Annotated in this window: 21 protein-coding genes; 10 read left to right on the top strand and 11 right to left on the bottom strand. The window is 68.2% G+C overall.

The genetic code is table 11. The annotated features are described in order from the left end of the window. Positions 1-83: 83 nt before the first annotated feature. The 6 genes from GV027_RS03735 to GV027_RS03710 form a co-directional block, all read right to left on the bottom strand. Positions 84-956 carry an exonuclease domain-containing protein gene (locus GV027_RS03735; RefSeq protein ID WP_159511034.1) on the bottom strand — a complete coding sequence of 291 codons (873 nt, stop codon included), beginning with the start codon at positions 954-956 and terminating at the stop codon, positions 84-86. Positions 957-1,011: 55 nt separating this feature from the next. Then, positions 1,012-1,272: a DksA/TraR family C4-type zinc finger protein gene (locus GV027_RS03730; RefSeq protein WP_031439716.1), complete on the bottom strand. Its 261-nt coding sequence runs from the start codon at positions 1,270-1,272 to the stop codon at positions 1,012-1,014. Positions 1,273-1,368: 96 nt separating this feature from the next. Further along, positions 1,369-1,848 (bottom strand): MarR family winged helix-turn-helix transcriptional regulator, encoded by a 480-nt coding sequence (locus tag GV027_RS03725; RefSeq protein WP_031439715.1) that lies wholly within the window; start codon positions 1,846-1,848, stop codon positions 1,369-1,371. 99 nt (positions 1,849-1,947) lie between these two features. After that, positions 1,948-2,748 (bottom strand): SDR family NAD(P)-dependent oxidoreductase, encoded by an 801-nt coding sequence (locus GV027_RS03720; RefSeq protein WP_159511033.1) that lies wholly within the window; start codon positions 2,746-2,748, stop codon positions 1,948-1,950. A 14-nt stretch (positions 2,749-2,762) separates the two neighbouring features. Then, positions 2,763-3,941: a zinc-dependent alcohol dehydrogenase gene (locus tag GV027_RS03715; protein ID WP_037530290.1), complete on the bottom strand. Its 1,179-nt coding sequence runs from the start codon at positions 3,939-3,941 to the stop codon at positions 2,763-2,765. Then, positions 3,941-4,522: an SRPBCC family protein gene (locus GV027_RS03710; RefSeq protein ID WP_159511032.1), complete on the bottom strand. Its 582-nt coding sequence runs from the start codon at positions 4,520-4,522 to the stop codon at positions 3,941-3,943. Before GV027_RS03710 ends, GV027_RS03715 begins: the two co-directional genes overlap by 1 nt. Positions 4,523-4,882: 360 nt before the next feature. Between GV027_RS03710 and GV027_RS03705 the strand changes: the two genes are divergently transcribed. Both GV027_RS03705 and GV027_RS03700 read left to right on the top strand, forming a co-directional pair. After that, positions 4,883-5,365 (top strand): hypothetical protein, encoded by a 483-nt coding sequence (locus GV027_RS03705; RefSeq protein ID WP_159511031.1) that lies wholly within the window; start codon positions 4,883-4,885, stop codon positions 5,363-5,365. 95 nt (positions 5,366-5,460) lie between these two features. Beyond that, on the top strand, positions 5,461-7,254 hold the full coding sequence (locus tag GV027_RS03700) for an autotransporter domain-containing protein (RefSeq protein WP_159511030.1): 1,794 nt from the start codon (positions 5,461-5,463) through the stop codon (positions 7,252-7,254). 49 nt (positions 7,255-7,303) lie between these two features. Here GV027_RS03700 and GV027_RS03695 read toward each other — a convergent pair whose 3' ends face one another. Next, a complete protein-coding gene (locus GV027_RS03695) occupies positions 7,304-9,670 on the bottom strand; it encodes a TonB-dependent receptor (protein WP_201302572.1) in 2,367 nt (788 codons plus the stop codon). Between the two features lie 250 nt (positions 9,671-9,920). Between GV027_RS03695 and GV027_RS03690 the strand changes: the two genes are divergently transcribed. The 5 genes from GV027_RS03690 (at position 9,921) to GV027_RS03670 (ending at position 17,910) form a co-directional block, all read left to right on the top strand. Next, positions 9,921-12,371 (top strand): TonB-dependent receptor plug domain-containing protein, encoded by a 2,451-nt coding sequence (locus tag GV027_RS03690; RefSeq protein WP_159511029.1) that lies wholly within the window; start codon positions 9,921-9,923, stop codon positions 12,369-12,371. Next, a complete protein-coding gene (locus tag GV027_RS03685) occupies positions 12,372-13,544 on the top strand; it encodes an endonuclease/exonuclease/phosphatase family protein (protein WP_159511028.1) in 1,173 nt (390 codons plus the stop codon). A gap of 9 nt (positions 13,545-13,553) precedes the next feature. Then, a complete protein-coding gene (locus tag GV027_RS03680; protein WP_159511027.1) occupies positions 13,554-13,973 on the top strand; it encodes a DUF2946 family protein in 420 nt (139 codons plus the stop codon). Positions 13,974-14,125: 152 nt separating this feature from the next. Next, positions 14,126-16,507, top strand: coding sequence for a TonB-dependent receptor family protein (locus tag GV027_RS03675; protein ID WP_159511026.1), 2,382 nt, complete (start codon positions 14,126-14,128; stop codon positions 16,505-16,507). Beyond that, positions 16,507-17,910 carry a PepSY-associated TM helix domain-containing protein gene (locus GV027_RS03670; protein WP_159511025.1) on the top strand — a complete coding sequence of 468 codons (1,404 nt, stop codon included), beginning with the start codon at positions 16,507-16,509 and terminating at the stop codon, positions 17,908-17,910. The genes GV027_RS03675 and GV027_RS03670 overlap by 1 nt, the downstream gene beginning before the upstream one ends. Before the next feature lie 10 nt (positions 17,911-17,920). Here GV027_RS03670 and GV027_RS03665 read toward each other — a convergent pair whose 3' ends face one another. Both GV027_RS03665 and GV027_RS03660 read right to left on the bottom strand, forming a co-directional pair. Then, entirely contained in the window at positions 17,921-18,397 is a 477-nt protein-coding gene (locus GV027_RS03665) for a GAF domain-containing protein (protein ID WP_107045184.1), read from the bottom strand. Positions 18,398-18,493: 96 nt separating this feature from the next. Continuing rightward, positions 18,494-19,336: a type 1 glutamine amidotransferase gene (locus tag GV027_RS03660; RefSeq protein ID WP_159511024.1), complete on the bottom strand. Its 843-nt coding sequence runs from the start codon at positions 19,334-19,336 to the stop codon at positions 18,494-18,496. 196 nt (positions 19,337-19,532) lie between these two features. Here GV027_RS03660 and GV027_RS03655 point away from each other — a divergent pair, with 196 nt between their 5' ends. Continuing rightward, positions 19,533-20,651: a Gfo/Idh/MocA family protein gene (locus tag GV027_RS03655; protein ID WP_159511023.1), complete on the top strand. Its 1,119-nt coding sequence runs from the start codon at positions 19,533-19,535 to the stop codon at positions 20,649-20,651. Positions 20,652-20,691: 40 nt separating this feature from the next. On the opposite strand, the gene GV027_RS03650 is transcribed toward GV027_RS03655, so the two are convergent. Further along, positions 20,692-22,167 (bottom strand): helix-turn-helix transcriptional regulator, encoded by a 1,476-nt coding sequence (locus tag GV027_RS03650; protein WP_056680612.1) that lies wholly within the window; start codon positions 22,165-22,167, stop codon positions 20,692-20,694. A 170-nt stretch (positions 22,168-22,337) separates the two neighbouring features. On the opposite strand from GV027_RS03650, the gene GV027_RS03645 reads away from it, so the two are divergent. Both GV027_RS03645 and GV027_RS03640 read left to right on the top strand, forming a co-directional pair. After that, a complete protein-coding gene (locus tag GV027_RS03645; protein ID WP_031393553.1) occupies positions 22,338-22,607 on the top strand; it encodes a GlsB/YeaQ/YmgE family stress response membrane protein in 270 nt (89 codons plus the stop codon). Positions 22,608-22,748: 141 nt separating this feature from the next. After that, the gene (locus tag GV027_RS03640) at positions 22,749-25,337 is read left to right on the top strand and encodes a PAS domain-containing protein (RefSeq protein ID WP_236559041.1); all 2,589 of its coding nucleotides are present in this window, start codon (positions 22,749-22,751) and stop codon (positions 25,335-25,337) included. Between the two features lie 46 nt (positions 25,338-25,383). Here the strand turns inward: GV027_RS03640 and GV027_RS03635 are convergent, their stop codons facing one another. Beyond that, complete coding sequence (locus tag GV027_RS03635) at positions 25,384-25,830, bottom strand: PA2169 family four-helix-bundle protein (RefSeq protein ID WP_234387285.1); 447 nt, start codon at positions 25,828-25,830, stop codon at positions 25,384-25,386. Positions 25,831-25,855: the final 25 nt, after the last annotated feature.

The following is a 25,855-nucleotide window of genomic DNA, read 5'->3' as shown; positions in this document are numbered from 1 at the left end:
TGTTCGCGCCCCCAACGGCCGAGCCGGGCAAACAGCCGCATGCGATGTCGGAAGCTTTACCCGATCCCCGGCACGTCCCGACGTCAGACCCGGTGGAGCAGCGCGTCCAGATCGGCCTCGCCCAGGATCCGGATCGCGCCACCGTCGCGGCGATAGGCCTCCGCCTTCAGCCGGGCGGGATGCGTGCGCAGCGCGCGCGCCTGCGGGTCGGGGCCGGCGACGAGCAGGATCGTCGTGGTCGCGCCGACCGAGGTCATCACCCGCGCGCCGAGCGCGGCGACACGGTGCGCGAGCGGCCCGTCGCGCGGCTGGCCGAGCAGCGCGATCCGTTCGCCGCGCAACGGCCCGTCGAGCGCCGCGGCAGGGGCGGGGCCGGCGACGCGCGGCGGGGCGAGCCAGTCGGCGAGCGTCAGCCCGGTATGGTCGATCGCCTTGACGATCACCCAGCCCGCGGCGCGCGCATCGCTCAGCGCGTCGTGATGGCGATGCTCGATACCGAGATAGTGCGCGAGCTGCCCGAGCTTGTGGTTCGCCAGATCGGGCCAGGCGCGCTTGGCGACGCGCACGCTGTCGAGCCAGGTCGTCTCGATCGCCGGGCGATCATGCACGCGGCACGCGGCGGCGAGCGCCCCCTTGTCGAAATAGGAATGCGCGACCGTGGTCCGCCCCGACAGATGCGCGGTCACCGTCGCATGGATGTCGGCAAAGCTCGGCTGGCCGACGACATGATGCGCGGCGATGCCGTGGATCCGCGTGTTGAACGCGTGGAACTCATCGCGCGGATCGACCAGCGTCTCATAGGCGAAGACTTCGTTACCGCCCCGAAAGCCGACGATCCCGACCTGGCAGATGCTGCTGACGCGCGCACAGGCGGTCTCAACGTCGATCACGACGAAATCGGGCACGGTCTCGTCTAGGTCGTGGGCCAGCGGTTGCAGCGCGGTCGTCGTCAGCATGGCGTCACCCCTAGCGCCGACCCAGGCGGCACGCGATCCCCCATCACCCTCCGCATCAGCGAAGCTGGCTGTCCTTGCTGCCACGGCGGTTGAACAGCGAGGCCGCGGGCCGATCGCGACCGCTCTGGCAGGCGATGCACGTCCGTACGCCCGGCACGGCCTGGCGCCGCCCTTCCGGAATGTCGTCGCCGCAGGCGATGCACTGTTCCTCGCTTTCGCCGACCGGCATCCGCGCACGCGCCGCCATCACCGCATCCATCACGGTATCGTCGATCTGATCCTGCACCGCGCCATCGCGCGTCCAGCCGCCTGCCATGCTTCGTCTCCGTTCGTGCCCCGATCGTGTCAGGTGCCTGACCTATATGGGAAAGCATCGTTGGCATTGCACGTCGGCGGGTCTGGCGGCGGGGGGCTAGCGTCCTGCGCTATCCGGATCGCCGAGCGCGCGGCGCAGCGCGGTGACCTCGGCGTTGAGTGCGCGCAGCCGGTCGGGCGTCATCCCGCTGCGGTCGACGATCATCGGCCCGAGGCACCCCGTACCCGCCCAGCAGGTCCGGCCCGCCGGGGTGAGTCGGACATGCATCTGCCGCTCGTCCGCCGGGTTGCGCAGCCGCGTGACCAGCCCCGCCGCCTCCAGCCGTTTGGCGAGCGGGGTGATCGTGCTGGGTTCGAGCGCGAGCCGTTCGGCGATCGCACCGATCGTCCGGCCATCCTCCGCCTCGTGCAGCGTCTGGAGCACGAGGAACTGCGGATAGGTGATGCCGAGCTGGTCGAGCATTGGCTTGTACGCACGGTTGATCGCGATCGTCGCGGCGTAGAGCGAGAAACAGAGCTGCTCGTCGAGCGGTAGCGGCGGGGGGACGGTATCGGACGATGGCGGCTGATCGGGCACGATAGGGGCTCCTGGCTGAGCCGCCGACCTACCATGCCGATGTTTATCGTGGCAAACGACGCGGCAGACCGCAGTCCGCCGCGTCGCCTCCACGCGCGATCAGTCCTTCGCGCTGCCGGGTTCGGCCATCTTGCGATGCTGCTCGGCGAGGACCGAGCCGGGTACGACATTGGCGATCACGCCCTGCAGCTTGGTCATCCAGCCCGAGAACACCGAGCCCTTGCCCGCCATCAGTGCGTCCCAACCGTCGCGTGCGACATCGGCAGGCGAGCGCTTGTTGGGATCGGTGCCGACATCGGTGTCGTTCATGTCGGCGCGGTCGAAGAATTCGGTGTCGACCGGCCCCGGCATCAGCGTGGTCAGCGTGACGCCGTCCGCATCCTTGATCTCGTTGCGGAGCGCTTCGGTGAAGCTGTCGATGAATGCCTTCGTCCCGTTATACACGGCCTGGAATGCGCCGGGGATATAGCCCGCGACCGACCCGGTCACGAGCAGCTTGCCGTCGTTGCGCGCGACCATCGCGGGCAGCACCTTCTGTACCAGATACAGCGTGCCCGTGATGTTGGTGTCGATCACCGCGCGCCAGTCGGCGACGCTCTGGTCGAGGAAACCGTGTCCCAGACCGCGACCGGCATTGGCGCACAATATGTCGATCTGGCGCCCGTTGGTCGCCGCAAGCAGCGCGTCGACGCCGTCGGTGGTCGACAGGTCGGCCTCGAGCGCCGTTACCGTGGTCCCGAACTGGCGGAAGTCGGCCGCTGCCGCCTCGATCAGCGCCTCGTCCGCGACGACGAGGATATCATAGCCGTCCTGCGCCGCAATCGTCGCGAGTTCGAAGCCGATGCCCGTCGACGCGCCGGTGATGACGGCGAATTTGCCGTGTGGTGATGCTGTAGCCATGGGTCGATATCCTCTCAGTTGAAGCCGGGCTTGAGCACGACCTTGGTCACTTCGTTCTGATCGTCGTGGAACATCTTGTAGCCCTGCGGCGCCTCCTCGAGATCCATGCGGTGCGAGATGAGGAAGGTCGTGTCGATCTTCTCTTCGAGGATCGCGTTGAGCAGCGCGGGCATGTAATGCTGGACGTGCGTCTGGCCGGTCTTGAGCGTCAGCCCCTTCTCCATGAACGCGCCGAGCGGGAACTTGTCGACGAGCCCGCCATAGACTGCGGGCATCGAGACGCGGCCGCCCTTGCGGCAGGCGATGATGGCCTGGCGGATCGCATGCGCGCGGTCGGTGCCGAGGAAGGTCGACTTTTTGATCTGGTCGATGACGTTGTCGACGAAGAACCCGTGCGCCTCCAGTCCGACGCTGTCGATCACCGCATCGGGCCCGATCCCGCCGGTCATTGCCATCAGCGCCTCATAGACCGCGCTTTCCTCGAAGTTGATCGTCTCCGCGCCGAACCGCTTGGCGAGTGCGAGCCGCTTGGGGAAATGATCGATCGCGATCACGCGCTCGGCGCCCATCAGGAATGCCGACTGGACCGCGAATAGCCCGACAGGACCACAGCCCCAGACCGCGACCGTGTCGCCGGGCTCGATCTGCGCATTCTCCGCCGCCTGCCAGCCGGTCGGCAGGATGTCGGAGAGGAACAGCACCTTGTCGTCCTCGATCCCGTCGGGGATCACGATCGGGCCGACATCGCTGAACGGCACGCGGACATATTCCGCCTGGCCGCCCGCATAGCCGCCGGTCATGTGGCTATAGCCGAACAGCCCGCTCATCGGCTGGCCGTACAGCTCCTGCGCGATGTCCTGATTGTCCGCGGGCAGGCCGTTGTCGCAGGCGGAATATTGATGCTTGCCGCAGTGATAGCAGCTGCCGCACGCGATCGTGAACGGCACGACGACGCGCTGCCCCTTCTTCAGCGTCGACTTGGGACCGGTCTCGACGACCTCGCCCATGAATTCGTGGCCGAGAATGTCGCCCGCCTGCATCGTCGGGATATAGCCGTCATAGAGATGCAGGTCGGAGCCGCAGATCGCGGTCGACGTCACCTTGATGATGCAGTCGCGCGGGTTGAGGATCTCGGGGTCGTCGACCGTGTCGACGCGGACGTCGTGGCGGCCATGCCATGCCAATGCGCGCATCAGGCGAACTCCTCGTCATGCTGTTTGCGGGTGAAGGAGCCGGTCGCGATCTCGCCGGTCTCCATCAGTTGCTTGAACCGGCGCAGGTCGCGGCGCGCCTGGATCGCGGGTTCGCGCTGGAACATCTTGGCGACGATCTTGCCGACGATGCCGGCGGGCGGATCATAGACGATCGTCGCGGTGACGACGGTGCCGCGCGCGCCGGCATCGCGAAACTCGACCCGGCCGCTGTTCGCGACATCGGCGCCCGGTTCGGACGTCCAGGCAATCACCCGGTCGGGCGTCTCGTCGGTCACGACCGCGTCCCATTCGACCGTGCGGCCGGCGGGCGCCTTGACCACCCAGTGCGACCGCGTGGCGTCGATCGGGGTGATCGACACGACGTTTTCCATGAAGCGCGGCAGGTTGGTGAAGTCGCGGAAATAGGCGAACAGCTCGGCCGCCGGGCGATTGATCGTCACCGTGCGGCCGACGATGCTGTCCCCGGTCGTGGTCGGCAGGCCCTCGGCGGCGATCGGATCGCCCTTCTTCCAGGTCGTCGGGGGCGCGTCGTCGGTATGGTCGGTAGGGGACTGCGACATGTCCGTTCTCCTGTCCAAAGATGCTGTCCCAACGCGTCAGTCTGGCGGGGAGCCGGCGGGCGCCGGGCGGTTCGTCGCAACACAGCGACGGCTCGTCGTCAGCCACCCGGGAAATTGATGTCGCTCAGTAGATTTCTCTCGGCGGGGCGGCGGGCAACCCCAACGTATAAAAAAACTACCGCCCGGTACAGAAGGCGATTGACGTTCGGGTCGATCGGTTTGTATACCGCTCGGTATCAAAGGTTGCTCCGACGTCGGAACGACACCGTCACCACGACCGCACCCGCGCTGCCCCATGCCGTGCCGATGGACCCTCCATCGACGCAGGTCCGGTGCTGCCCGATCCGAAAGGGGATATTCATGGCCTATCTCGACCTCGACACGCATTTCGCCGCACCCTGTGGCACGCGCAACACCGCGCGGGTCGCAGCCGCCGCGCCGGTAAATCCGGTCGCTAACCTCGCCGCGGATATGGCCGCCGATCTGGTGGTCGATCTCGCTGGAGACGCGGCCGACGAGACGGCGGGCTTTTCCGCGCTCGAATGGAGCGTCATCGCGCTTGCCAAGCGCGACACGCTGCGCAGTCTTGCCAGCCCCGGCGCGGTGTCGCGCGCGATGGGCGGGCTGTTCGGGCTGGGCAGCCGGTCGCAGCTCGCCGATCCGCGGCTCGAGGCGCTGCGGCGGATGGCGGTCTATGCATGGCGGCGTGGCTTCGCGCTGCCGATGACCGAGATCCGCGCCTTCCTCGCCGCGGGGTTCGTCGAGGCGCAGATGGAGACGCTGGTCGTCAGCGTCACCGGCATGCGCGTCGGCGCGACGACCCGCGCACAGCTCGACGGCTGATACCCCGCGCGAGACGGCTTGACGTCACAATGTGACAGATCCACGACAGTGCCAGAGCAGGGGGCAACGACCCCTTGCCGCACAGGAGAGGATCTATGAAAACGACGTCCGCCGTCGCGGCGCTGCTGGGCACGACCCTGGCGATCGCATCCCCCGCGCAGGCCCAGACCGCGAGTGGCGCGACCGCCGCCGCCGCCCCGGTCAACCGCATGGTCGTGTTCGGCGACAGCCTCGCCGACGGGGGCTATTATCTGACGCTCGACCCGCGGCTGCCGCGCGACGCGGGCAGCTTCACGACCAATCCCGATCCGGTCGCCCCCGAAGTGCTCGCGGCGCGGCTCGGGCTGCCGCTGACCCCGGTCTATGGCCAGGGCGGGACCAATTATGCGGTCGGTGGCGCGCGCGTGACCGCGGCGAACGCGCTATCGATCCCGATCACGACGCAGATCACCAACTTCCTCGGCGCGGGTGGCACGTTCGGGCCGCGCGACCTCGTCTATGTGCAGGGCGGCGGCAACGACTATTTCGCGTTCCAGGCCGGCGGCAGCACCAACAATGCGATCCTGACCACCGCCGCGACCGAGCTCGCCACGCAGGTCAGCCGGCTGCAAAGCGCAGGCGCGCAGCGGATCGTGACGCTCGCGGTGCAGACCGGCGGCGCGGCGGGGCTCGCGCTGTTCAACCGGACCTATGCGGCAGCGCTCGCGGCGGCGAACGTCAACGCGCTGTATTTCGATACCGACCGGCTGTTCAACGAACTGGTGACGAGCCCGGCGACCTATGGCTACACCAACATCACCGGGGTCGCCTGCACCGTGCCCTCGTCGCTCGCCTGCACGCGCGCGACCCTGGTCACGCCCAATGCGAACGAGACCTATATCCTCGCCGACAGCGTCCACCCCGCGGGCATCACCCAGCGGATCCAGGGGCAGGCGATCGCCAGCCTCGTCCAGGCGCCCGAGCAGATCGCCGGGCTCGGCTATGCGGCGCAGGCGATGTTCCGCGCGCAACGCGACCTGCTCGAGGGGCCCGAACGCGGCGGGTCGCAGCGTGACGGTCGCGCGCTGTCGGTGTTCGGCGGTGCGGCCTATCATTATTACGCCAGCGGCAATTCGGCGCAGCGCGTCGGCATCACCGAGCGGGGCTTCAGCGGGACGCTGGGTGCGGACCTCGCGATCGGCGCGGCCTCGGGCGTCGGGATCGCCGGCGCCTATTCGGACGGGACGGGCGATTTCCAGAACGGCGCGGGACGCTACAAGCCGCGCGCCTGGTCCGCGAGCGGCTATGCACGCGGCGAGCTGGGGCCGGTCCGGCTGCTGGCGGACGGCAGCTATGGCGAGATCGACTATCGCCAGATCCAGCGCAGCGTGCAGCTCGGGCCGACGATCCGCACGCATGACGGCGAGACCGACGGCAATTACGTCGCGGGCCGGATCACGGGCGCGCTCGACCTGGTCCGCACCGGCGGTCTCGCCTTCGGGCCCGATCTGGCGGTGCAATATGACCGCGTCCGGCTGGCGGGCTATGCCGAGGCGGGCGGGCTGTCGACCGCGGCGGCGTTCGGTCGCCAGCAGATCGAGAGCCTGACCGGTCGGTTCGGCGCGGTCGTGCGGTCGCTGCCGGGCGAGCCGGTCCGCGTGTTCGTGCGGGCGGGCTATGAGCGCGAGTTCGACGACGATGCCCGCACGCTGACGATGACCCCGACCGGCGCGCCGATCCGCTTCACCAGCAGCGTCGAACGCGCCGATCGCAATTACATGAGCTATGCAATGGGGGTCGACGGACAGGTCGCCGGCGCATTGTCGCTGCGCGCGGGCGTCGCGGGCTATGCGCTGCGCGACGACCGCGACAGCGTGACCGCCTTCGCCGGGCTGTCTGCGGCGTTCTGAACGCGGGCGTGCCGGACCGGGGCGTCAGCGTCCCGATCCGGCCCGTGCGTCAGAACCCCTTCTTCAGCGACACGAACACCTGGCGCGGGGCACCGGCCAGCAGCGTCTGGTTGTCGCCGCTGGCGGTGAAGCCGTTCGAGCCGATCGTCGAGATATAGCCCTTGTCGGTCAGGTTGGTGACGCTGCCCTCGATCGAGACGCCGTGGAGCGGGCCGTCCCCCTCGAAGCGGTAGCCGATGCTGGCATCGACGAGCACGCGGCCCGGCACCGACTGGTCGTTCAGATAGGTGAAGTAGCGCTTGCTCATATAGTCCGCGCCGACGCGTGCGGTGACGCCTGACTGTTCGAACACGATCTCGCCCTTGACCATGTGCTCGGGGCTGTCGACCGCGGTCTTGCCGTCGGTCGCGACCAGCACGGCGCCGCGCGCGTCGAGCACGTCGTCGGCATATTGCGAGTTGTTGTACGAGTAGCTCGCGAACAGCGACAGCGGCGTGAACACGCGGTAGGTCAGCGCGACCTCCGCGCCATAGGTCCGGACGCTGCCGACATTGTTGAGCGTCGCCGGGTTGCCAATGATCCCCGCGCCATTGGCAAAGCCGAGCAGCCGGTTCGAGAAGTCGATATAATAGCCGACCGCCGAGGCCTGGACCGGGCCATTGCGGAAACGCAGCCCGCCTTCCGCGGTCTTCGACCGTTCGGGCTTCAGCCGGTCGCGGATCGCGTTGAACCCGGCCTGCGTGGTCGAGAACGGCCCGGTCGTCGCCGACGAGACATAGGCGCGGACGTTTTCCTTATAGTCCGCGAACAGCTCGGTGCCGGGCGCGAGCTTGAAGAGCAGCCCGGCCTGGGGCTGGAACCAGTCCTTGGCGGAGATCCGCCCGACCGCGAGCGGCGAGGTCGTCGCGGGCAGCATGATCGCACGGTTGGTGACGGTGAAGCCCTTCCACCCGGCATTGAGCGTCAGCCGGTCGTCGGCGAGGCGGATCGTGTCGCCGACATGATACTGGATCGTGTCGGTGGTGTATTTGCCGTCCCACTGCGTCGCATAGGGATTGTCCTGGAACTTCAGCACGTCGCGGTTCGGCGTCGCGGTATCGGTCATGCTGTAGAAGCGGCGTGCCTGGGTGAAAGTGTTGCTTTCATACCAGCCGCCGAGTTCGAGCGTGTTCGCGCCCGTTTCATAGGCCAGGTTGCTGAGCGCTCCGCCGCGCTTGATCGCATATTCGGTGGTGCGGAAGCCGAGCGGGCTGGCGGCGGCGATCGGCGTGCCATCGGCATTGGCGGCGCCGGCCGGGGTCGGCGAATAGGGCGTGATCCACGATCCCTGGCCCTTGTTGTCGTGATAATAGCCGGTGGTCCTGAGCGTCAGGCCGGGGGTGAGGTTGGCGTCGAACGTCACCCCGCCCAGATAATCGCGACGGACGCCCGCAGCGTCGAAATAGACGTCGTCGACCGTGCCGATCCCGGCCGGAAACGCGGTGCCGACGCCCGCCCAGGGCTGTGCCGCGCCGGCCGCTGCTGCCGCCTGGTTCTGCGCGACCTTCGCGATCTGCAGCGCGAGCGGATAATTGTCGGCGATGTTGTCGTTGCCCAGCCCGCGGCGGCGGATGATGTCGTAGCTCAGATCCTGGTAATCCTGCTCGCGCCGGTCGGAGAAGTTGAGGAACGCCGACAGGCTGCCGAGGCTGCCCAGATCCTTGACGATCTTGCCGTTCGCCTGGTGCTGGCGCTGGACGCCCGCGCCCTTCCACTTGTCGGTGGTGAGGAACCCGTAGCTCAGATAGCCCTTCAGCCCGCCGCCGAGATCGCCGCTGTCGATCCGTGCGAAGCCGCGATAGGTGTCGTTCGAGCCATAGGTGCCGCCGCCGGTGACGTTCAGCGTGTCGCGCGGTTTGTCGCTGAAGAACTCGATCGTACCGCCAAGATTGCTGGTCGAGGCAGTGCCGAGCGCGCCTGCGCCCTGCGCCACGTCGGTCCGCGCGACGTTTTCCGAAATGATCGCACGGCTGATGTGCAGGCCGTTGACGTTGCCATAGCTCATGTCGCCGAGCGGCACGCCGTCGAGCGTGAAGCCGAGCTGGTTCTGGTTGAACCCGCGCAGCGAGATCCGGACCGCCCATTCATAGGCGCCGAACGGATCGGCGGCCTGGAAATTGACGCCCGGCAGCTTCTCGATCGCCTTCAAGGGGCTCGACCCCGGCGTCAGCCGCGAGAGATCGGCGGCGGTCACGCTCTGCACCTGACGGCTCTCGCCAAAGCCGAGCACGACGATCTCGTCACCCGGCGGCGCGTCGGCGGCGGGCGTCGCGACCGGCAGCGATGCAGGGTCGCCCGCGGTCTGCGCGGCGGCGGGTGACGAGATCGCGATGGCGACCGTGGCGACGCCCGTGAGCAAGGTGGAGAGATAGGTCATGAAGCGTCCCCTTGGCCGCGACCGCGCAGCCTCGGGGGGATCCATTAACCAGATCCGTGACGCCCCCGCGTCGTTACGGTGACGGTTCGATGTCGCGGCCGCGATGCGCCGTTGCAGCCCGCGCATCCGGTCTCGCATTCTTTTCACTTATCGCACAGTCGCTTGGGACCTATCGGGCCGGGTGAATGCGTTGTGCATCTTCGTGCACGCGAAAGATCGTCACAGAACGATCGCCAAAAGGGACTTCGACATGACTGCCTATCGTACCGCGCTGGCGCTGGCCGCCTCTACCCTCGCCTTCGCCGCGGCGCAGGCCGACGCGCAGGTCGCGCCCGCGCCTGCGGAAACCGTGCAGGATGCGCCCGCCGCCGCGGAGCCTGACGGCGCAGCGCCGGTCGCGCAGGACGAGATCATCGTCACGGGGACGCGCGCGGTCGGCCGGTCGCGGCTCGACAGCGTGTCGCCGGTCGACGTGCTGAGCGGCGCGTCGCTCCAGCGCCAGGGCACGACCGAGCTCGGTGCCGCGCTGTCGGCGATCGCCCCGTCGATCGACTTCCCGCGGGCGTCGGCGGTCGACGGCACCGATGCGATCCGTCCCGCGACGCTGCGTGGCCTGTCGCCCGACCAGACGCTGGTGCTGATCAACGGCGTGCGCGGGCATACCGCGGCGCTGCTCAACATCGGCGGTTCGGTCGGCCGCGGCTCGGCGGCGGTCGATCTAAACACCATCCCGACCGTCGCGCTCGACCGGATCGAGGTGCTGCGCGACGGTGCATCGGCGCAATATGGGTCGGATGCGATCGCGGGCGTCGTCAACCTGCGGCTGCGCGAAGCGCGCTCTGGCGGCGGCGCGACGGTCAATTACGGCTTCTACAACACCGACATCGATACCGCGCGCGGCAGCCGCAGCACGACCGGCGAGCATGCCGTGACGGTCTCGGGCTGGCAGGGGCTGGGCTTTGGCGAGGACGGGTTCCTGACGCTGTCGGGCGAATATCTGAACCGCCAGGCGACCAACCGCGCCGATTTCGATCCGCGCGTCACCCCGACCCGCGTCACCGGACGGTTCGGCGATCCGCAGGTCGAGCAATATAGCATCTTCGCCAATGCCGGCACGACGCTGACGGGCAGCTGGGGCCTCTATGGCTGGTTCGGCTATCAGGACCGCGACACGCGCAGCGCGGCCTTCCCGCGGCTGGCGAGCGCGACGACCGCGCTGGCCGGCTATCCCGACGGCTTCCTGCCGCTGATCAACACCAAGTCGCGCGACATCAATTCGGCGGTCGGGATCAAGGGCGAGGTCGCGGACTGGAGCGTCGACCTGAACGTCAGCTATGGCCGCAACAAGATCGGTTTCCGCACGCTCAACTCCGCCAACTATGCCTATGGCGCCGCGACGCCGCAGGACTTTTCCGACGGCGCGCTGATCTATGGCCAGCTGGTCGCCGGGCTCGACGTCAACCGCAAGCTCGACGTGCTGCAGGGGCTCAACGTCGCCTTCGGGCTCGAGGCGCGGCGCGAGAGTTTCGAGATTCAGGCGGGCGAACGCGCCTCCTACACCACGCCCGTGACGGGCGCGGTCGCGGGCGCGGCGGTGGGGGCGCAGGGCTTTGGCGGCTTCTCGACCGACAATGTCGTCGACCGCAATCGCCGCAACTTCAGCGCCTATCTCGATCTCGAGGCGCAGGTTACCGACGCGCTGCTGATCGGGCTGGCGGGGCGCGGCGAGGATTATTCGGACTTCGGCTCGACCGGGACCGGCAAGATCTCCGCACGCTATGACGTCGCACCGTGGATCGCGGTGCGCGGAACGGCCTCGACCGGCTTCCGCGCGCCGGCGTTGCAGCAGCAATATTTCACCTCGATCTCGACCGTGATCCAGAACGGTGCGCCGATCCAGACCGGCACCTTCCCCTCGGTCAGCCCGGTCGCGGCGCGGCTCGGCGGACTGCCGCTCGAGCCCGAGAAATCGACCAACCTGTCGCTCGGCACGGTGCTGCGGTTCGGCGGGTTCGACCTGACCGTCGACGCCTATCGCATCCACATCCGCAACCAGATCGGCCTGTCGGAGAACATCACCACCGCGGCGAGCCAGTCCCCCGAGGTCAACGCGCAGATCGCCACGCTGCTCGCCGGATCGGGCGCGACCGCGGCGCGGTTCTTCATCAACGGTCTCGCCTCGACCACCAAGGGTATCGACGCGGTCGCGCATTACCGCGTGCGAACCGTGGCGGCGGGCAATTTCGACCTGACGGTGGCGGGCAACATCAACGACGGCAAGGTTACCCGCGTCCCGACCTCGACCTCGACGCTCGATCCCGCGCCAACGCTGTTCGCGCGCAGCCGGATCCTGACGCTCGAGGACGGCACGCCGGGCGAGAAGGTCACCGGCTCGATCGACTGGTCGCTCGACCAGCTCGGCGCGCTCGCCCGCGTCACCTATTATGGCGACGTCAACCAGCCGGGGACGACGCCCGCCGCGGACGTGCACAGCGGCAAGCACGTCATCACCGATGTCGAGCTCCGCTATCAGGCGACCAAGGGCGCGCAGCTCGGGCTGGGCGTCAGCAACCTGTTCGACGTCTATCCCGATGCGACCGTCACGGCGAACAACACGACCGGCGTGATCGGCTTCCCCTATTACTCGCCGTTCGGCTTCAACGGCCGCTATCTCTACGCCCGCGCCGGGCTGAGCTGGTAGGTGATTCCAGGCCGCATCCTGCTGGGGGTCGCGCTCACGCTTGGCCTCGCAGGATGCGCTACATTGCCGCAGTTTCGGACGCTGCCCTGTGGCGGCGTCGACGCCGGAGATGGCGACGGGCCGCCTGCGACCCAGGTCTCGGCGTCGGGCGAACGCAGCACCACGATCGACGTGCTGACCTATAATATCGAGGGGCTGCAATGGCCCGCGCGGTCGGGGCGCGGGCGCGATCTCGTGGGGATCGGGCGGATCCTGCGCGATCTGCGCGCGGCCGGGACCGCGCCCGACGTCGTGCTGTTCCAGGAGGTCTTCTCGCGCGCGGCGGTGCGCGGGGTGGTCGCCACGGGCTATCCGTCGCTCGCGAGCGGACCGTCACGGACGCGGCGCAGCGTCTATTCGCAGGATGACCGGCTGCCCGGGCGTGCCAAGCTGGCCAAGGGGGAGCTCGGCGTGCGGCTGATGAGCTCGGGACTGGTCATCGCCAGCCGCTTCGCGATCACCGGCGTCGCGCGCGATCCTTATTCGCGGCGGGCCTGTGCGGGGTTCGACTGTCTGTCGAACAAGGGCGTGGTGCTGGCGACACTCGCGGTGCCCGGCGTTCCCGAAGGAATCGACATCACCAACACGCACATGAATGCGCGCAAGGCGTCGAAGGTCGCGCCCGCGCGGCACCGCGCCGCGCACCGCGCGCAGACCCGCGAGCTCGAGGCGTTTCTCGCCGCGCGCCGCACCCCGTCGCGGCCGATGATCCTGGGCGGCGATTTCAACATGCGCCGCTCGCCCGCGCGGTTCGACGATTTCCGCCTGCATCACCCGTTCGGGCTGGTGCACGAATATTGCCAGGCGCGCGCGGCCTGTGCGGTGTCACTGTCCTGGGACGGCGACGCGCCGTGGCTCGACACGCAGGATCTCCAGTTCTTCGCGCAGGGTACGCGCGTGCGGATCGTGCCGGTCGCGGTTCGCGCGATGTTCGACGGCGCGCCGGGCAGCCCGAAGCTGTCCGATCACGACGGGCTGCTCGTCCGCTACCGGCTCAGCTGGACAGGCGCCGCGCCGCCCGGCGGCGTCTGCGCGCGGATCGCCGAGCCGCGGGAAGCAGGGAGTCCAGCGGCGGGACAGGCGGATGGCCCGACCCGCGCGACGACCGGCGACAGATCCGTGCCGACTCGCTAGGACAGGCGCGTGACACCGCTTCGCCGCCTGCTCCGCGATCATCCTGCGCTTGCCGCATGGCTGGTCGTGGTCGCGCTGGCGATGAAGATCCTCGTCCCCGGCGGGTTTATGCCGGTGGTGGCGAACGGCGTTCTCACGATCCAGTTATGTGCCGGGGCGGGGCCCGTCTCGGCCGCGACGCCGGTACCTGTCCATGCGGCGATGCCGGGCATGACGCATGACCCCGACAAAACGCAGCATGCGGGCCGCGAGATGCCCTGCGCCTTTTCCGGCCTGACGACGGCGGGGCTGGCCGCGGCCGATCCGGTGCTGCTCGCGCTGGCAATCGCGTTCGTCGTCGCCACCGTCTTCCGCGCCGCGACCCCCGTCGTCGCCCGCGCACCCGAGTTTCTGCGTCCCCCCTTGCGAGGTCCCCCGGTCCGCGGTTGAGCGGTTGCCGGCGCGATGCCCCGAACGGGCCGCGCGGTGACTCGATGCGATGCCGACCCTGTCCGCCGAAGCGCGGGCCGGTGGCGGCTGCCCGCGACCCCTATACGACCCGGTCCCGACGGGACCCGGCCGCGTCCGACCAGGAACTCTTCATGTCCCGATGCCATCTCATGGCGGCGATCTCCGCGATCGCCTGTGCCGCGCCGATCGCGGCTGCGCCTCTCCCTGCCGCCCAGAATGCCGATATCGCAGCCCGGCGCGCGGCGCTGCTGCGCGATCGTGCCGCGATCGACGCCGAGCTGCGCCGCCTCGACGAACCGAGCGGCCCGGCGGAGGCGCCGCGTCGTACCGCCGCTGTGGCGATCGACGGCGACGACATCATCGTCACCGGCAACGCATTGTCGCTGACGACGCGCGTGACCGGGCAGACCGTCACGACGATCGACGACGCCGCGTTTCGCAACACCCCCGCGACGACGATCGCCGACATCGTCAAGCTGTCGCCCGGCGTCGTCGTCATCCAGGGCAACGGCCCGCGCGACGTCGGCGTGTCGATCCGCGGCTCGAACGCGCGCAACAGCTTCGGCGCGCGCAACATCCAGGTGTTCGAGGATGACTTCCCGGTTACCCAGCCCGACGGGTTGGCGCGGTTCGACCTGACCGATCCGCATGCTTACGGCGCGGTCGACGTGGTCCGCGGGCCGTCCTCCGCCCGCTATGGCAATTACGCGATCGGCGGCGCGGTCAATTTCCGCACCCGACGCGGCCGCGACATCGACGGGGCGGAGATCGGCATCGACACGGGCAGCGACGGCTATGCCAATGTCTATGCGACGATCGGCGATGCCGGCACGGATTTCGACTATGCGCTGTTCGGCAGCTTCGTCCGCGCGAACGGGTCGACCGGGCATACGGGGTATGAGACCGGCACGATCAACGCGCTGGCGACCTATGCCATTTCGGACCGCGACCGGCTGACCGCGAAGGTCATCTACAACGAGGGCGAATTCGCGCTCTCGACGCGGCTCTCGCTCGACCAGTATCGCGCCAATCCCTATCAGCGCGGCTGCGCGACGCGGGTCGGCGCGGCGCCGGGTTGCGGGACGATCTCGGTGCTCGCCAACGGCGTCAACGGCGCTCGGATCGCGCAGACCGCGGCCGAGGCCGACCTCGCGCGCAACGATCGCCGGACGATCATCGGCACCCGCTACGAGCATGACCTGAGCACGACCGCGACGTGGCGGACGCAGGCGACGTTCGACAGCCGCGTCGTCAACCAGCCGACCAGCGCGACGCCGTTCAAGGGGACGCTCGACAGCTACAACATCACCAGCGACGTCACGCACCGCGGCACGCTGTTCGGGATGGCGGCGACCAGCTTTGTCGGCGTGTTCTACAATTACCTCGATAACCAGAGCTACAGCTTCAACAAGACGCCCGCGGGTCGCGACGGCATCGGCGCGCCGACCCAGACGGTGTTCGGCGACGTCCGCAATCTGGGCGCCCGCGCTCGCGAGGAGTTGAGCCTGACGTCGCGGCTCCAGTTCATCGCGGGCATCGGCGCGGAGCGGTCGATCATCGGCGTGACGCAGACCGGCTATGCCTATCCGCTCGGCGCGAACCCGGTGCTGAGCGTGATCCCCGCCGAGCGCCATTTCTGGAACGTCGCGCCCGAGGCCTCGCTCGTCTGGCAGGCGATCGACGCGGTCCGCCTGCACGCGCGCGTCGGCACCGGCTATGGCATCCCGCAGGCTGGCGCGCTGTTCGTGACCGCGGCGGGGGTGCCGGGCAACAACGTGACGCTCAAGACCCAGCGCAATACCGGGATCGACCTCGGCGCCGAAGTCGCGCTCGGGACCAATCTGAAGGCGGAGGTGACGGGCTATTACGAATGGTTCCGCAACGAACAGGTCAGCCAGTCGGCGGGCGTCAACCTGCTCGCCTATACCACCAACGCGCCGCGCTCGGTCCACCGCGGCGTCGAGCTCGGCCTCAGCTGGACGCCGCTGCCAGCGCTGCTGCCGGGTGCGCGGATCGATGCGAGCTACAGCTATAACGACCACCACTATACCGAGTTCGTCGAGCGGCTGACGTCGGGCGCGGTTTCGGCGACGTTCGACCGCGCGGGCAACCGCATCCCCGGGGTCATCCCGACCTTCGTCAACGTCCGGCTCGGCTATGACCAGCCGGGCGGCGCGGTGGCGGGGCTGGGCGGGTTCGTCGAGCTGACCCACCGCGATCGCTATGCGATCGACAACGGCAATTTGCTGAGCGTGGCGGGCTATACGCTCGCCAATCTCAACCTTCATTACGATCCACCAAGGGGGGAGGGGGTGTGGTCGCGGCTGCGGCTGTTCGCGTCGGTGCAGAATCTGTTCGACACGACCTATGTCGGCTCGGCCTCGGTAATTGCGAACAGCCTGAACGCGGCGACCGGGCAGCAGAATCCGGCGGCCGTGCTCAGCGCCGCAACCGGATCGATCTATGCCGGTGTCCCGCGCACCGTCTATGCCGGCGTGAAGGCGCGGTTCTGATGCGTGCGACCACTCCACATTCCGCCGCCGCCGCACGTTCGGGCGGACCCGGTCCCGGCCGTGACTGGCCGGGCTATCCGACGATCTGGCGCTGGCATTTCTATGCCGGGCTGTTCTGCCTTCCGTTCGTGCTGTGGCTGTCGATCACCGGCTCGATCTACCTGTTCCGCCCGCAGATCGAGGCGCTGATCGATCGGCCCTATACGCATCTCCAGCTGGACGGCGCGCGCGCTTCGGCGGCGCGTCAGGCCGAGGCGGCCGTGCGCGCGGTGCCGGGATCGGTGCTGCACCGTTATCAGCTGCCCGAGCGTCCCGACGAGGCGGTGCAGGTGATCGTCGGCGCCGGCAACACCGAGACGCGCGTCTATGTTCATCCGAACACATTGGCGATCCTCCACACGGTCGACGAGGACAGCCGGCTGATGCGGATCATCTTCCGGCTCCACGGCGAATTGCTGATCGGCACGCCCGGCTCTTATCTGGTCGAGCTCGCCGCCTCCTGGGCGATCGTCATGATCCTGTCGGGGCTGGTGCTGTGGTGGCCGCGTGGCAGCGGGCTGGCGGGAGTGGTCTATCCGCGGCTGCGCGCGGGCGGGCGGCGGTTCTGGCGCGACCTGCACGGCGTCACCGGGCTCTGGGTATCGGTCTTCGCGCTCGCATTGCTCATATCGGGCCTGCCCTGGGCCGCGAGCTGGGGGAGTTACCTGAAGGCGATCCGGACGGTCGCCGAGGGGCGGGTGGTGAGGCAGGACTGGTCGGCGGGGCAGGCCGCGGAGCTGCGCGCGCGCGGTGCCGCCGATGCCGGCACCCGCGCGATGGTGGGCGCGCATGCCGAACATGGCGGGATGACGATGGCGCATCCCGCGGTCTCGGACGTGCCGCTCGACCGGCTGATCGCGACGCTGCGCCCGCTCGCGCTGGCGCCGCCGGTCCTGATCGCGCCGCCGGCGGGCGCAGGCCAGCCCTGGACCGCCAAGTCCGATACCGCGAACCGGCCGCTGCGCACCGACCTGACGCTCGACGGCGCTACCGGTGCGATCCTGACGCGCAAGGATTTCGCGCAGCGCCGGCTGATCGACCGGATCGTCGGTTACGGCGTCGCCGCGCATGAGGGACAGTTGTTCGGCTGGGCGAACCAGCTGCTCGGGCTGCTGACCGCGATCGGGCTGGCCCTGGTGTCGGTGAGCAGCGTCGTGCTGTGGTGGCGGCGTCGGCCCGCCGACACGCTGGGCGCACCACCCGCGCGGCCGCGACCGCGCGTTGCGGCGGGGTTCGTGGCGCTGCTGATCCTGCTGGGTCTCGCACTGCCGCTGTTCGGCGTGTCGATGCTGCTGGTGCTGCTCGTCGAGCGGCTGGTGCTGCGCGACTGGACGGCGGCGCGACGCTGGCTCGGTCTTCGGTGATCCGGCCTGCTCAGCCCGCGGGCACGTTCCTCGACAGCACCGCGCCGACTTCCGCCGCGAACCCCGCCAGCGCCGCGGCGGTCTCGCGCCCGCTCAACTGACGCGGGCGCGGATCGATCGCGCACAGCGTACCGTAGAACGACCCGTCGGCTAGCGTGATCGGGAAGGAGACATAGCTCTTGAAGCCATAGAGCGACGGCGCGGGATGCGTCAGCCAGCGGTCGTTCGTCGACACGTCGTCGATGACGACGGCCTTGCCCGACTGGCGGATGTCGTCGCAGATTGTCGTCGAGATCCGCAGCTCGTCGCCGGGCGACATGCCGAAATCGATCTGGTCGAGGACCTGGCAGGCGATCCAGCGCGTATCGGTGACGCGCGCGACCGCGACGAACCCCATGCCGGTCAATGCCGCGACCTTTTCAAGGATCGCCCGCACGTCGCCATTGTCGCTCTCGAGCATGACGCTCTCGGCCAGTTGATCGTACATCCGCCCCATTCCCCGTTCGGCGCGCGATCCCCCCGGAGATCGCGCTGCTTACGCTACGGCAGATGTGGGCGCGGCGTGAGAATGCAAGGGCAGGGGTCAGTCGCTCCGCTCGACCAGATGCGTCAGGAAATTGGTGAGTTCGAGCCGCCGACCCGCCTCCTGCGCGAAATCGTCGCCGACGCCGAGCAGCCAGAGCAGCGACCGGCGGTTAGGATCGTCGTGCAGCGCATCGAGCTGCGCCGCGCGCTGTTCGACATCGGCCTCGCGCTCGGCGAGCCCCGCCTCGATCAGGCTGCCGGCCTGGCGGCGGAGCGCGATCGCGATCTCGCGCGGGGCCAGTTCGGGGTGATATTGCACGCCCCAGAAAATCCCGCCGTCATGCCGGATCTCGGCCGCCTGGATCGCGGTGACCGCGTTGCTCGCGAGCAATGTCGCGTCGTCCGGCAGCCGCTCGACCTCGTCGCCGTGGATCGCGGGCGCATCCCAGCTGTCGGTGCGGCCGGCGAGCAGCGGGTGATCGCGCCCCGCCTGCGTGCGCGTGATCCGGCGCGCGATCCCGGCCTCCATCGTCTGCGGCATCTTGCGGACGGTGCCGCCTGCTGCGGCAACCGCCAGCTGCAGTCCCGCGCACGAGCCGAACGACGGCGTGCCCGAAGCGAACACCGCGCGCATGAAGGCGAGCTGGCGCTGCACCTCGGGCGAGTCGTCATAGACGTGGAGCGGCGAGCCGGTGACGAACACCGCGTCGAAATCGCCGATCTCGGCCGCCGCGAGCACGCGCGCGTCATCGTCCGCGGGTGCGACGATCGTGATCTGCGCATCGGGCCGGAGCTGTTCGAGCGTCGCCGCATAGGTCTCGCCCGAACTCTTTCCCGCATGCTCGCGGCGGGCGTCGCGCTGTTCGGGTGTTTCGCTTTCGGCCACTAGAAACTTCAGCACTATCAGTCCTCTGACCGCAAATGGCCGACAGGATAACGCGCGCGCTGGCGGTTCGCCCAAGACCGCCGCCAGATAATCCGCGCGCTTGCGTAACGACCCCGCTCGCCAGCTTCGTTGCGCAGGGTGCAGTGCAACAAAACCCCGTCGCGCGGAGTTGCCAGCCTCATTCCATCCTTCCTGAACCACGGAGACTGTCATGTTCGGACTTACCAAGAAGGTGCGCTACGCCGTCGTCGGCGGCGGGCAGATTTCGCAGCAGGCGTTCATGCCGGGGATCGCGCGGACCAATAATTCGGAAATGACCGCACTGGTCACCGGCGACCCGGTCAAGGCGGACAAGCTGGCCAAGCTCTACAAGCTCAAGGCCTATTCCTATGAGCAATATGGCGAGCTGCTGGCCTCGGGCGAGATCGACGCGGTCTATATCGCGACGCCCAATTTCCTGCACATGCAATATGCCGTCCCCGCGCTCGAGGCGGGCATCCATGTCCTGCTCGAAAAGCCGATGGCGTCGAGCGTCGCGGAGGCCGAGCAGATCATCGCCGCCGAGAAGAAGGGCGGCGCCAAGCTGATGATCGCCTATCGGCTGCATCACGAACCCGGCACGGTCGAGATGATCACACGCGCACGGGCGGGCGAATTCGGCGACCTGCGCGCCTTCTCGTCGACCTTCATGCAGAATGTCCGCGAGGAGAATTCGCGCGGGCATAACGGCTATTGGGGCGGGCCCGTCCCCGACATGGGCACCTATCCGCTGAACGCGGTGCGCAACCTGTTCGGGCAGGAGCCGATCGCGGTCCATGCGGTCGGGACGAAGACGTCGGGTCGCCGCTTCAACTTCCACGACACCGTCGCGGTGACGCTGAAGTTTGCCGACGACCGCATCGCGCAGTTCACCGTCAGCTATGCGACCGCCTCGTCCGAGGGGTTCGAACTGGTCGGCACCAAGGCGAGCATCCACGCCGCGCCCGCCTTCATGTTCGGCCCGACGACGAGCATCACCTATGTCGAGCGCACCGCGGACGGCAAGGAGAAGACGCACGCCTTCGATCCCGTCGAGCAGTTCGGCAACGAGACGCAGTATTTCTCCAACTGCATCCTCAACGACCGTCATCCCGAAGCCGACGGGCAGGAGGGCCTGTTCGACATGCGCGTGCTGGCAGCGGTCGAGCGGTCGCTCGAAACGGGCGAGACCGTAACGCTCGAGCCCGCGACGCGCACGCGGCACGTGACCGCGGATCAGGCGCTCAAGCTCAAGCCCGCCAAGGAGCCGAGCGAGGACGCGATGATCAGCATCATTCCGCAGTCCGCCTGACCACCGGCGTGCGCCGCCCTTCGGGGCGGCGCACGCAGTCTCAGGCGCCGACCCCGCGTTCATGCGCCCAGACCACCGCGGCGCTGCGCCGGTTGACGCCGATCTTGGCATAAAGTCGCGCGACATGGTTGCGCACGGTGTTGCGTGACAATTCGAGCCGCTCGGCGATCGCGGCATCGTCGAGATCCTGGCAGATCAGCTCGAGCACCTCGCGCTCGCGCTTGCTGAGATCGAGCAACGGCGCGTCCGAGGCGGCACCGGGGCGCGGGTTCCGCAGCGTCGCCAGCTTGTCCATGATTGAGCGGCCGAGCCAGTTGGCGTCCTTCATCACCGCCTCGATCGCCTCGACCAGCTCGAGCTCGCCGCGCCGCCGCGCGGTAATATCCTGATAGAGCCAGAGCACGCAGGCATCGCCGTCGATCCGCATGTTTTCGGCGGAGGCGAGACAGTCGAGCGCCTCGCCATTCTTGTGGAGCAGGCGGACGTCCTGTCCGCGGAACCCGCCCTGCGCGCGGATCTCGGTTTCCAGCTGTTCGCGCTGGCCCGCATCGTTCCACAATTGCAGGTCGTCGGCGACCCGGCCGATCACCGCGCGATCGTCATAGCCGGTCAGCGTCTTGAACGCCGCGTTCACCTGCAGGATGCGATTGTCGTCGGTCTGGGTCACGACCATCGCCACCGGCGCCATCTCGAACACCGCGGCGAAATGCCGCTCGCTCGCCTTCAGCGCATGCTCCGCGCGCCGGCGCGGCTCGAGGTCGGCGAAGGTGAACAACAGGCAGTCGCGGTTGCCGACCTCGATCGGCTGCCCGGCAAGGATGACCAGCGTGGTGTCGCCGCCCGCGAGCGGCAGCTCCGCCTCGAGCTGTGGCACGACCTCGCCGCGCGCGACGCACGCCTTGACGAACGCCTTGCGCTCGACATCGGCGAGAAAGTCGAAATCGAACAGCGTCTTGCCGATGATCGCGTCGCGGTCATAGCCCGACAGGTCGAGAAACCCCTGATTGACCAGGACGAAACGCTGGTCGGCGATGCGGATGATCAGCGCGGGGGCGGGATTGGCATGGAACATCGCCTCGAACCGGTCCTCCGCGTCGAACCGCTCGGACACGTCGCTGATCACCAGCGCGAGGCAGTCGGGCTCGCCGCCATCCTCGTCCATGACGATGTCACGGACCTGATGGACCCAGCATGGTTCGTCCGCGTCGCGCGGCGTGACCTCGACGATCAGGTCGGGAAAGCTCTCGCCCGCGAGCAGCCGGAGCAGCGGATATTCGCGCCGCGGTACCTTGCGCCCGTCGCGGTAGCGCAGGGCGAACCGCGCGGCATAATCGTCCGCGGTCGCACCCAGCTCGCCGACGCCGCGGACGCCGTGCATCTTGAGCGCAGCGGGGTTGGCGCTCAGGATCACGCCGGTCGGGTCGATCAGGATCACCCCTTCGAGCAATCCGGCCATGAGCTGTTCGAGATGGTGCAGGGTGGGCGCATGCAGCGGCTTGCCGGGGGTACTGGTCATGCCTCCTCAGCGCTGGAGCGCACGACCGGTTCCGTCACGGTCAGACCCGACCTACCAACCGGACTAGTATCCCTGCACCAATGTCGCAAAGCACTATACGCGGCGGAACTGAACGTTCGCCGCACCCGGTCCGTTGAGCAGCCTGTACCAGTATCAACAGGAGCCTCATCATGAACCTCATCATCCTTCTCGTCGTCGGCGGACTCATCGGCTGGGTCGCCAGCATGATCATGCGGACCGACGCACAGCAGGGCGTTTTCCTCAACATCGTCGTCGGCATTGTCGGCGCGTTGCTCGCAGGCTTCCTGATCACGCCGCTCATTGGTGGCGCCTCGATCATGGACGGCGCGCTCAACATCCAGTCGATCCTGATCTCGCTGGTCGGTGCGGTGATCCTGCTCGCGATCGTCAACATGGTGCGCCGCGGTTCGGTGCGCTGATGAGGGGAGGGGCGGCCGCATCACGCGGCCGCCCTTCGTCGCATATTGATCTCGATTATTCGTCACGCCAGCCCGGCGTTGCGGTGTCTTTGCGCGTAGCCTAGATATCAGCGACTTAGTGCAAAGGGCGAGTAGACGGTCTTGAACGATACACCCGACCGCGCCGACCCCGGCGCTCGTCCGTTGACGGCCGACGCCGAGCGAATCGCCGCCGAGCTGATCGGGCAGGACCTCGGCACCGACCCGTTCGTCGCCGCGGTGCGGGCGACGCGGATGCCGATGATCATCACCGATCCGCGCCTGCCCGACAATCCGATCGTGTTCACCAACGACGCGTTCTGCCGGCTCACCGGCTATCCGCGCGAGGACATACTCGGGCGCAACTGCCGGTTCCTCCAGGGGCCGGAAACCGATCCCGCGACGATCGACCGGATCCGCGACGCGGTTCGCCGGGTCGAATCGATCGAGATCGAGATCCAGAACCACCGCAGGGACGGTGAGACGTTCTGGAACCGGCTGCTGATGGCGCCGGTCTTCGACACGCACGGCGTGCTCGCCTATTTCTTCGCCAGCCAGGTCGACGTGACGCTCGAGCGTGAGCGGCTGAAGGGACTCGAGAGCAGCAACGCCTCGCTGATGGCGGAACTGACCGACCGGTTGCGGCAGCAGCAGGAGCATGAGCGCGAGCTCGCCTTCACGCTCAAGGCGGCGCGGTTCGGGACCTGGAGCCTCGAGATCGCGACGAAGCGGCTGACCGCATCGGATACCTGCAAGGAGATCTTCGGCCGTCCGACGGACGCGCCGTTTTCCTATGACGACCGGCTGGCCGCGATCCATCCCGACGATCGCGCGCTGAGCGTCGCCGAGGTCCGGCGCTGCGTCGAGGAGGGGACCGATTACGAGGTCGTCTACCGCATCTACCGCCAGGACGGCGAACTGCGGTGGATCGGATCGCGCGGACAGCCCTTCTATTCAGCCACCGGCGAGGCGTTGCGGATCGCGGGCGTGTCGACCGACATCACCGACCAGCGCCGCGGCGAGATGATGCGCGCGGCGCTGGTCGAGCTGGGCGACATGTTCCGCGACACTGACTGTCCCGACGACATCTCCTACCAGGCCGTCCAGATCATCGGCCGGACGATCGACCTCAGCCGGACCGGCTATGGCGAGATCGATCCGGACGCCGAGACCGTGACGGTGCACAGCGACTGGACCGCGCCGGGGGTCGACCAGCTTTCGGGCACGTTCAGGCTGCGCGACTTCGGCACCTATATCGACGACCTCAAGCGCGGCGAGGAAGTCTGCGTGACCGATGCGCGCGCCGACCCGCGGACCTACGCGACGAGCGCCGCGCTCGAGGCGTTGCAGGCCCGCGCGATCATCAACATGCCGATCACCGAAAACGGCCGGATCGTGGCGATGCTGTATCTCGCCAGCGGCTGGGCGCGGCACTGGCGCGCTGACGAGGTCGCGTTCGCGCGCGAGGTCGCGGACCGGACCCGCATCGCCACCGAGCGCCGCCGCACCGAACAGGCGCTCGCCGCCCTTGCTGCCTCGCTCGAACAGCAGGTCATCGCGCGGACGAGCGAGTTGCAGACCGCCGAGGACGCGCTGCGCCAGTCGCAGAAGATGGAGGCGGTGGGCCAGCTGACCGGTGGTGTCGCGCACGACTTCAACAACCTGCTCACCGTGATCCGGTCGGCGACCGACCTGCTCAAGCGCCCCGACCTCCCGCCCGAACGGCGAGAGCGTTACATCGACGCGATCTCGGACACCGCCGATCGCGCGGCAAAGCTGACCGGACAGTTGCTCGCCTTCGCACGGCGGCAGGCGCTCCAGCCCGAGGTGATCGATGTCGGCCAGAGTCTGGGCAGCATCGCCGACATGCTCGGCACGCTGACCGGATCGCGGATCACGATCGCGATCGACGTGCCCGACACGCCCTGCTTCACCAATGTCGACCCGAGCCAGCTCGACACCGCTTTGGTCAACATGGCGGTCAATGCGCGCGATGCGATGGACGGCGCGGGGCGGATCGACATCGCGCTGCGGACCGCCACGATGATCCCGGCGGTGCGCTCGCATCCGGCGGTCGAGGGGCAGTTCGTCGCGATCTCGATGCGCGACACCGGGTCGGGCATCCCGCCCGAAAAGCTCGAGCGGATCTTCGAGCCGTTCTTCACGACCAAGGGTGTCGGGCAGGGCACCGGCCTCGGGCTCAGCCAGGTGTTCGGCTTTGCCAAACAGTCCGATGGCGACATCATCGTCGAGAGCGAAGTCGGCTGCGGCACGGTGTTCACGCTCTATCTGCCGCGCGCGGAGGAGCGCACCGCGAATCTGCCGGGGGCGGTCCCGGAGGGGCTGGCGGACGGCCATGGCACCTGTGTGCTGGTGGTCGAGGACAATAAGGATGTCGGCACGTTCACGACCCAGTCGCTTGCCGAGCTCGGTTATGTGACGGTCTGGGCGGCGGATGCGCAGGAGGCGCTGGCGGTGCTGGGCGAGGACGCGGCGCGCTTCGACATCGTGTTTTCGGATGTCGTGATGCCGGGCATGAACGGCATCGACCTAGCCAAGGTAATCCGTGCGTCGCATCCCGGACTGCCGGTGGTGCTGACGTCGGGCTACAGCAACGTGCTGGCGCAGGATGGTACCGACGGGTTCGAGCTGCTGCATAAACCCTATTCGGTCGAGGACCTGTCGCGCATCCTGCGCAAGGCGGCAGGATAGCGCGCAGAAAAAAGGGCGACCGGCCGAAACCGGTCGCCCCTTCGGATCAGGTGAGGCTGTGCTTGAGCGCGCTCATCTTGTCATGGCCTTCGCGGACCGAGGCATAGCCCTTGGTGACCGCGTCGAGCGATGCGGGCGACAGCTGTCCGTCCTTCATCGCGTCCTCATACTTGGCCTTGATGTGGTCCTCGCCGCGCTCGACCTCAAGGATGATCGCCTTGTCGTCCTTGCCGGTCAGCGCCTGCTTCAGATCCATGAAGGTGCGGTGCGCTGCGGCGAGCATGCTCGAATCCATCTCGGGCTCGCTGCCGAGTGCGCGGACCTGCGCCTGCAGGTTCGTCGCGACCTGGGCACGATCGCGTGCGAAGTCGGCGAACATCGTCGCATACTGCGTGCTCTCCGCGTCCTTGGCCGCGTCCTCATAGCCCTTCATGCTGTCGAGGGTCGTCTTGATCAGGCCGTTCAGGACGGACACGTCGGTGTCGTTGCTCATCATTCGTCTCCTTTGGGAATGGCGG

The organism is Sphingomonas sp. T1 (genome assembly GCF_902506585.1).
GTDB lineage: Bacteria > Pseudomonadota > Alphaproteobacteria > Sphingomonadales > Sphingomonadaceae > Sphingomonas > Sphingomonas aerolata.
Note: the sequence above shows the minus strand (reverse complement) of the source record. Positions and strands in the feature narration are given on the sequence as shown.

What these genes read in the sequence shown, in the direction of transcription:
- GV027_RS03735 (WP_159511034.1), bottom strand. Translation starts at nt 956, where the DNA reads ATGCTGACGACGACCGCGCTGCAACCGCTGGCCCACGACCTAGACGAG.
- GV027_RS03730 (WP_031439716.1), bottom strand. Translation starts at nt 1,272, where the DNA reads ATGGCAGGCGGCTGGACGCGCGATGGCGCGGTGCAGGATCAGATCGAC.
- GV027_RS03720 (WP_159511033.1), bottom strand. Translation starts at nt 2,748, where the DNA reads ATGGCTACAGCATCACCACACGGCAAATTCGCCGTCATCACCGGCGCG.
- GV027_RS03715 (WP_037530290.1), bottom strand. Translation starts at nt 3,941, where the DNA reads ATGCGCGCATTGGCATGGCATGGCCGCCACGACGTCCGCGTCGACACG.
- GV027_RS03710 (WP_159511032.1), bottom strand. Translation starts at nt 4,522, where the DNA reads ATGTCGCAGTCCCCTACCGACCATACCGACGACGCGCCCCCGACGACC.
- GV027_RS03705 (WP_159511031.1), top strand. Translation starts at nt 4,883, where the DNA reads ATGGCCTATCTCGACCTCGACACGCATTTCGCCGCACCCTGTGGCACG.
- GV027_RS03700 (WP_159511030.1), top strand. Translation starts at nt 5,461, where the DNA reads ATGAAAACGACGTCCGCCGTCGCGGCGCTGCTGGGCACGACCCTGGCG.
- GV027_RS03695 (WP_201302572.1), bottom strand. Translation starts at nt 9,670, where the DNA reads ATGACCTATCTCTCCACCTTGCTCACGGGCGTCGCCACGGTCGCCATC.
- GV027_RS03690 (WP_159511029.1), top strand. Translation starts at nt 9,921, where the DNA reads ATGACTGCCTATCGTACCGCGCTGGCGCTGGCCGCCTCTACCCTCGCC.
- GV027_RS03675 (WP_159511026.1), top strand. Translation starts at nt 14,126, where the DNA reads ATGTCCCGATGCCATCTCATGGCGGCGATCTCCGCGATCGCCTGTGCC.
- GV027_RS03670 (WP_159511025.1), top strand. Translation starts at nt 16,507, where the DNA reads ATGCGTGCGACCACTCCACATTCCGCCGCCGCCGCACGTTCGGGCGGA.
- GV027_RS03665 (WP_107045184.1), bottom strand. Translation starts at nt 18,397, where the DNA reads ATGTACGATCAACTGGCCGAGAGCGTCATGCTCGAGAGCGACAATGGC.
- GV027_RS03655 (WP_159511023.1), top strand. Translation starts at nt 19,533, where the DNA reads ATGTTCGGACTTACCAAGAAGGTGCGCTACGCCGTCGTCGGCGGCGGG.
- GV027_RS03650 (WP_056680612.1), bottom strand. Translation starts at nt 22,167, where the DNA reads ATGACCAGTACCCCCGGCAAGCCGCTGCATGCGCCCACCCTGCACCAT.
- GV027_RS03645 (WP_031393553.1), top strand. Translation starts at nt 22,338, where the DNA reads ATGAACCTCATCATCCTTCTCGTCGTCGGCGGACTCATCGGCTGGGTC.
- GV027_RS03635 (WP_234387285.1), bottom strand. Translation starts at nt 25,830, where the DNA reads ATGAGCAACGACACCGACGTGTCCGTCCTGAACGGCCTGATCAAGACG.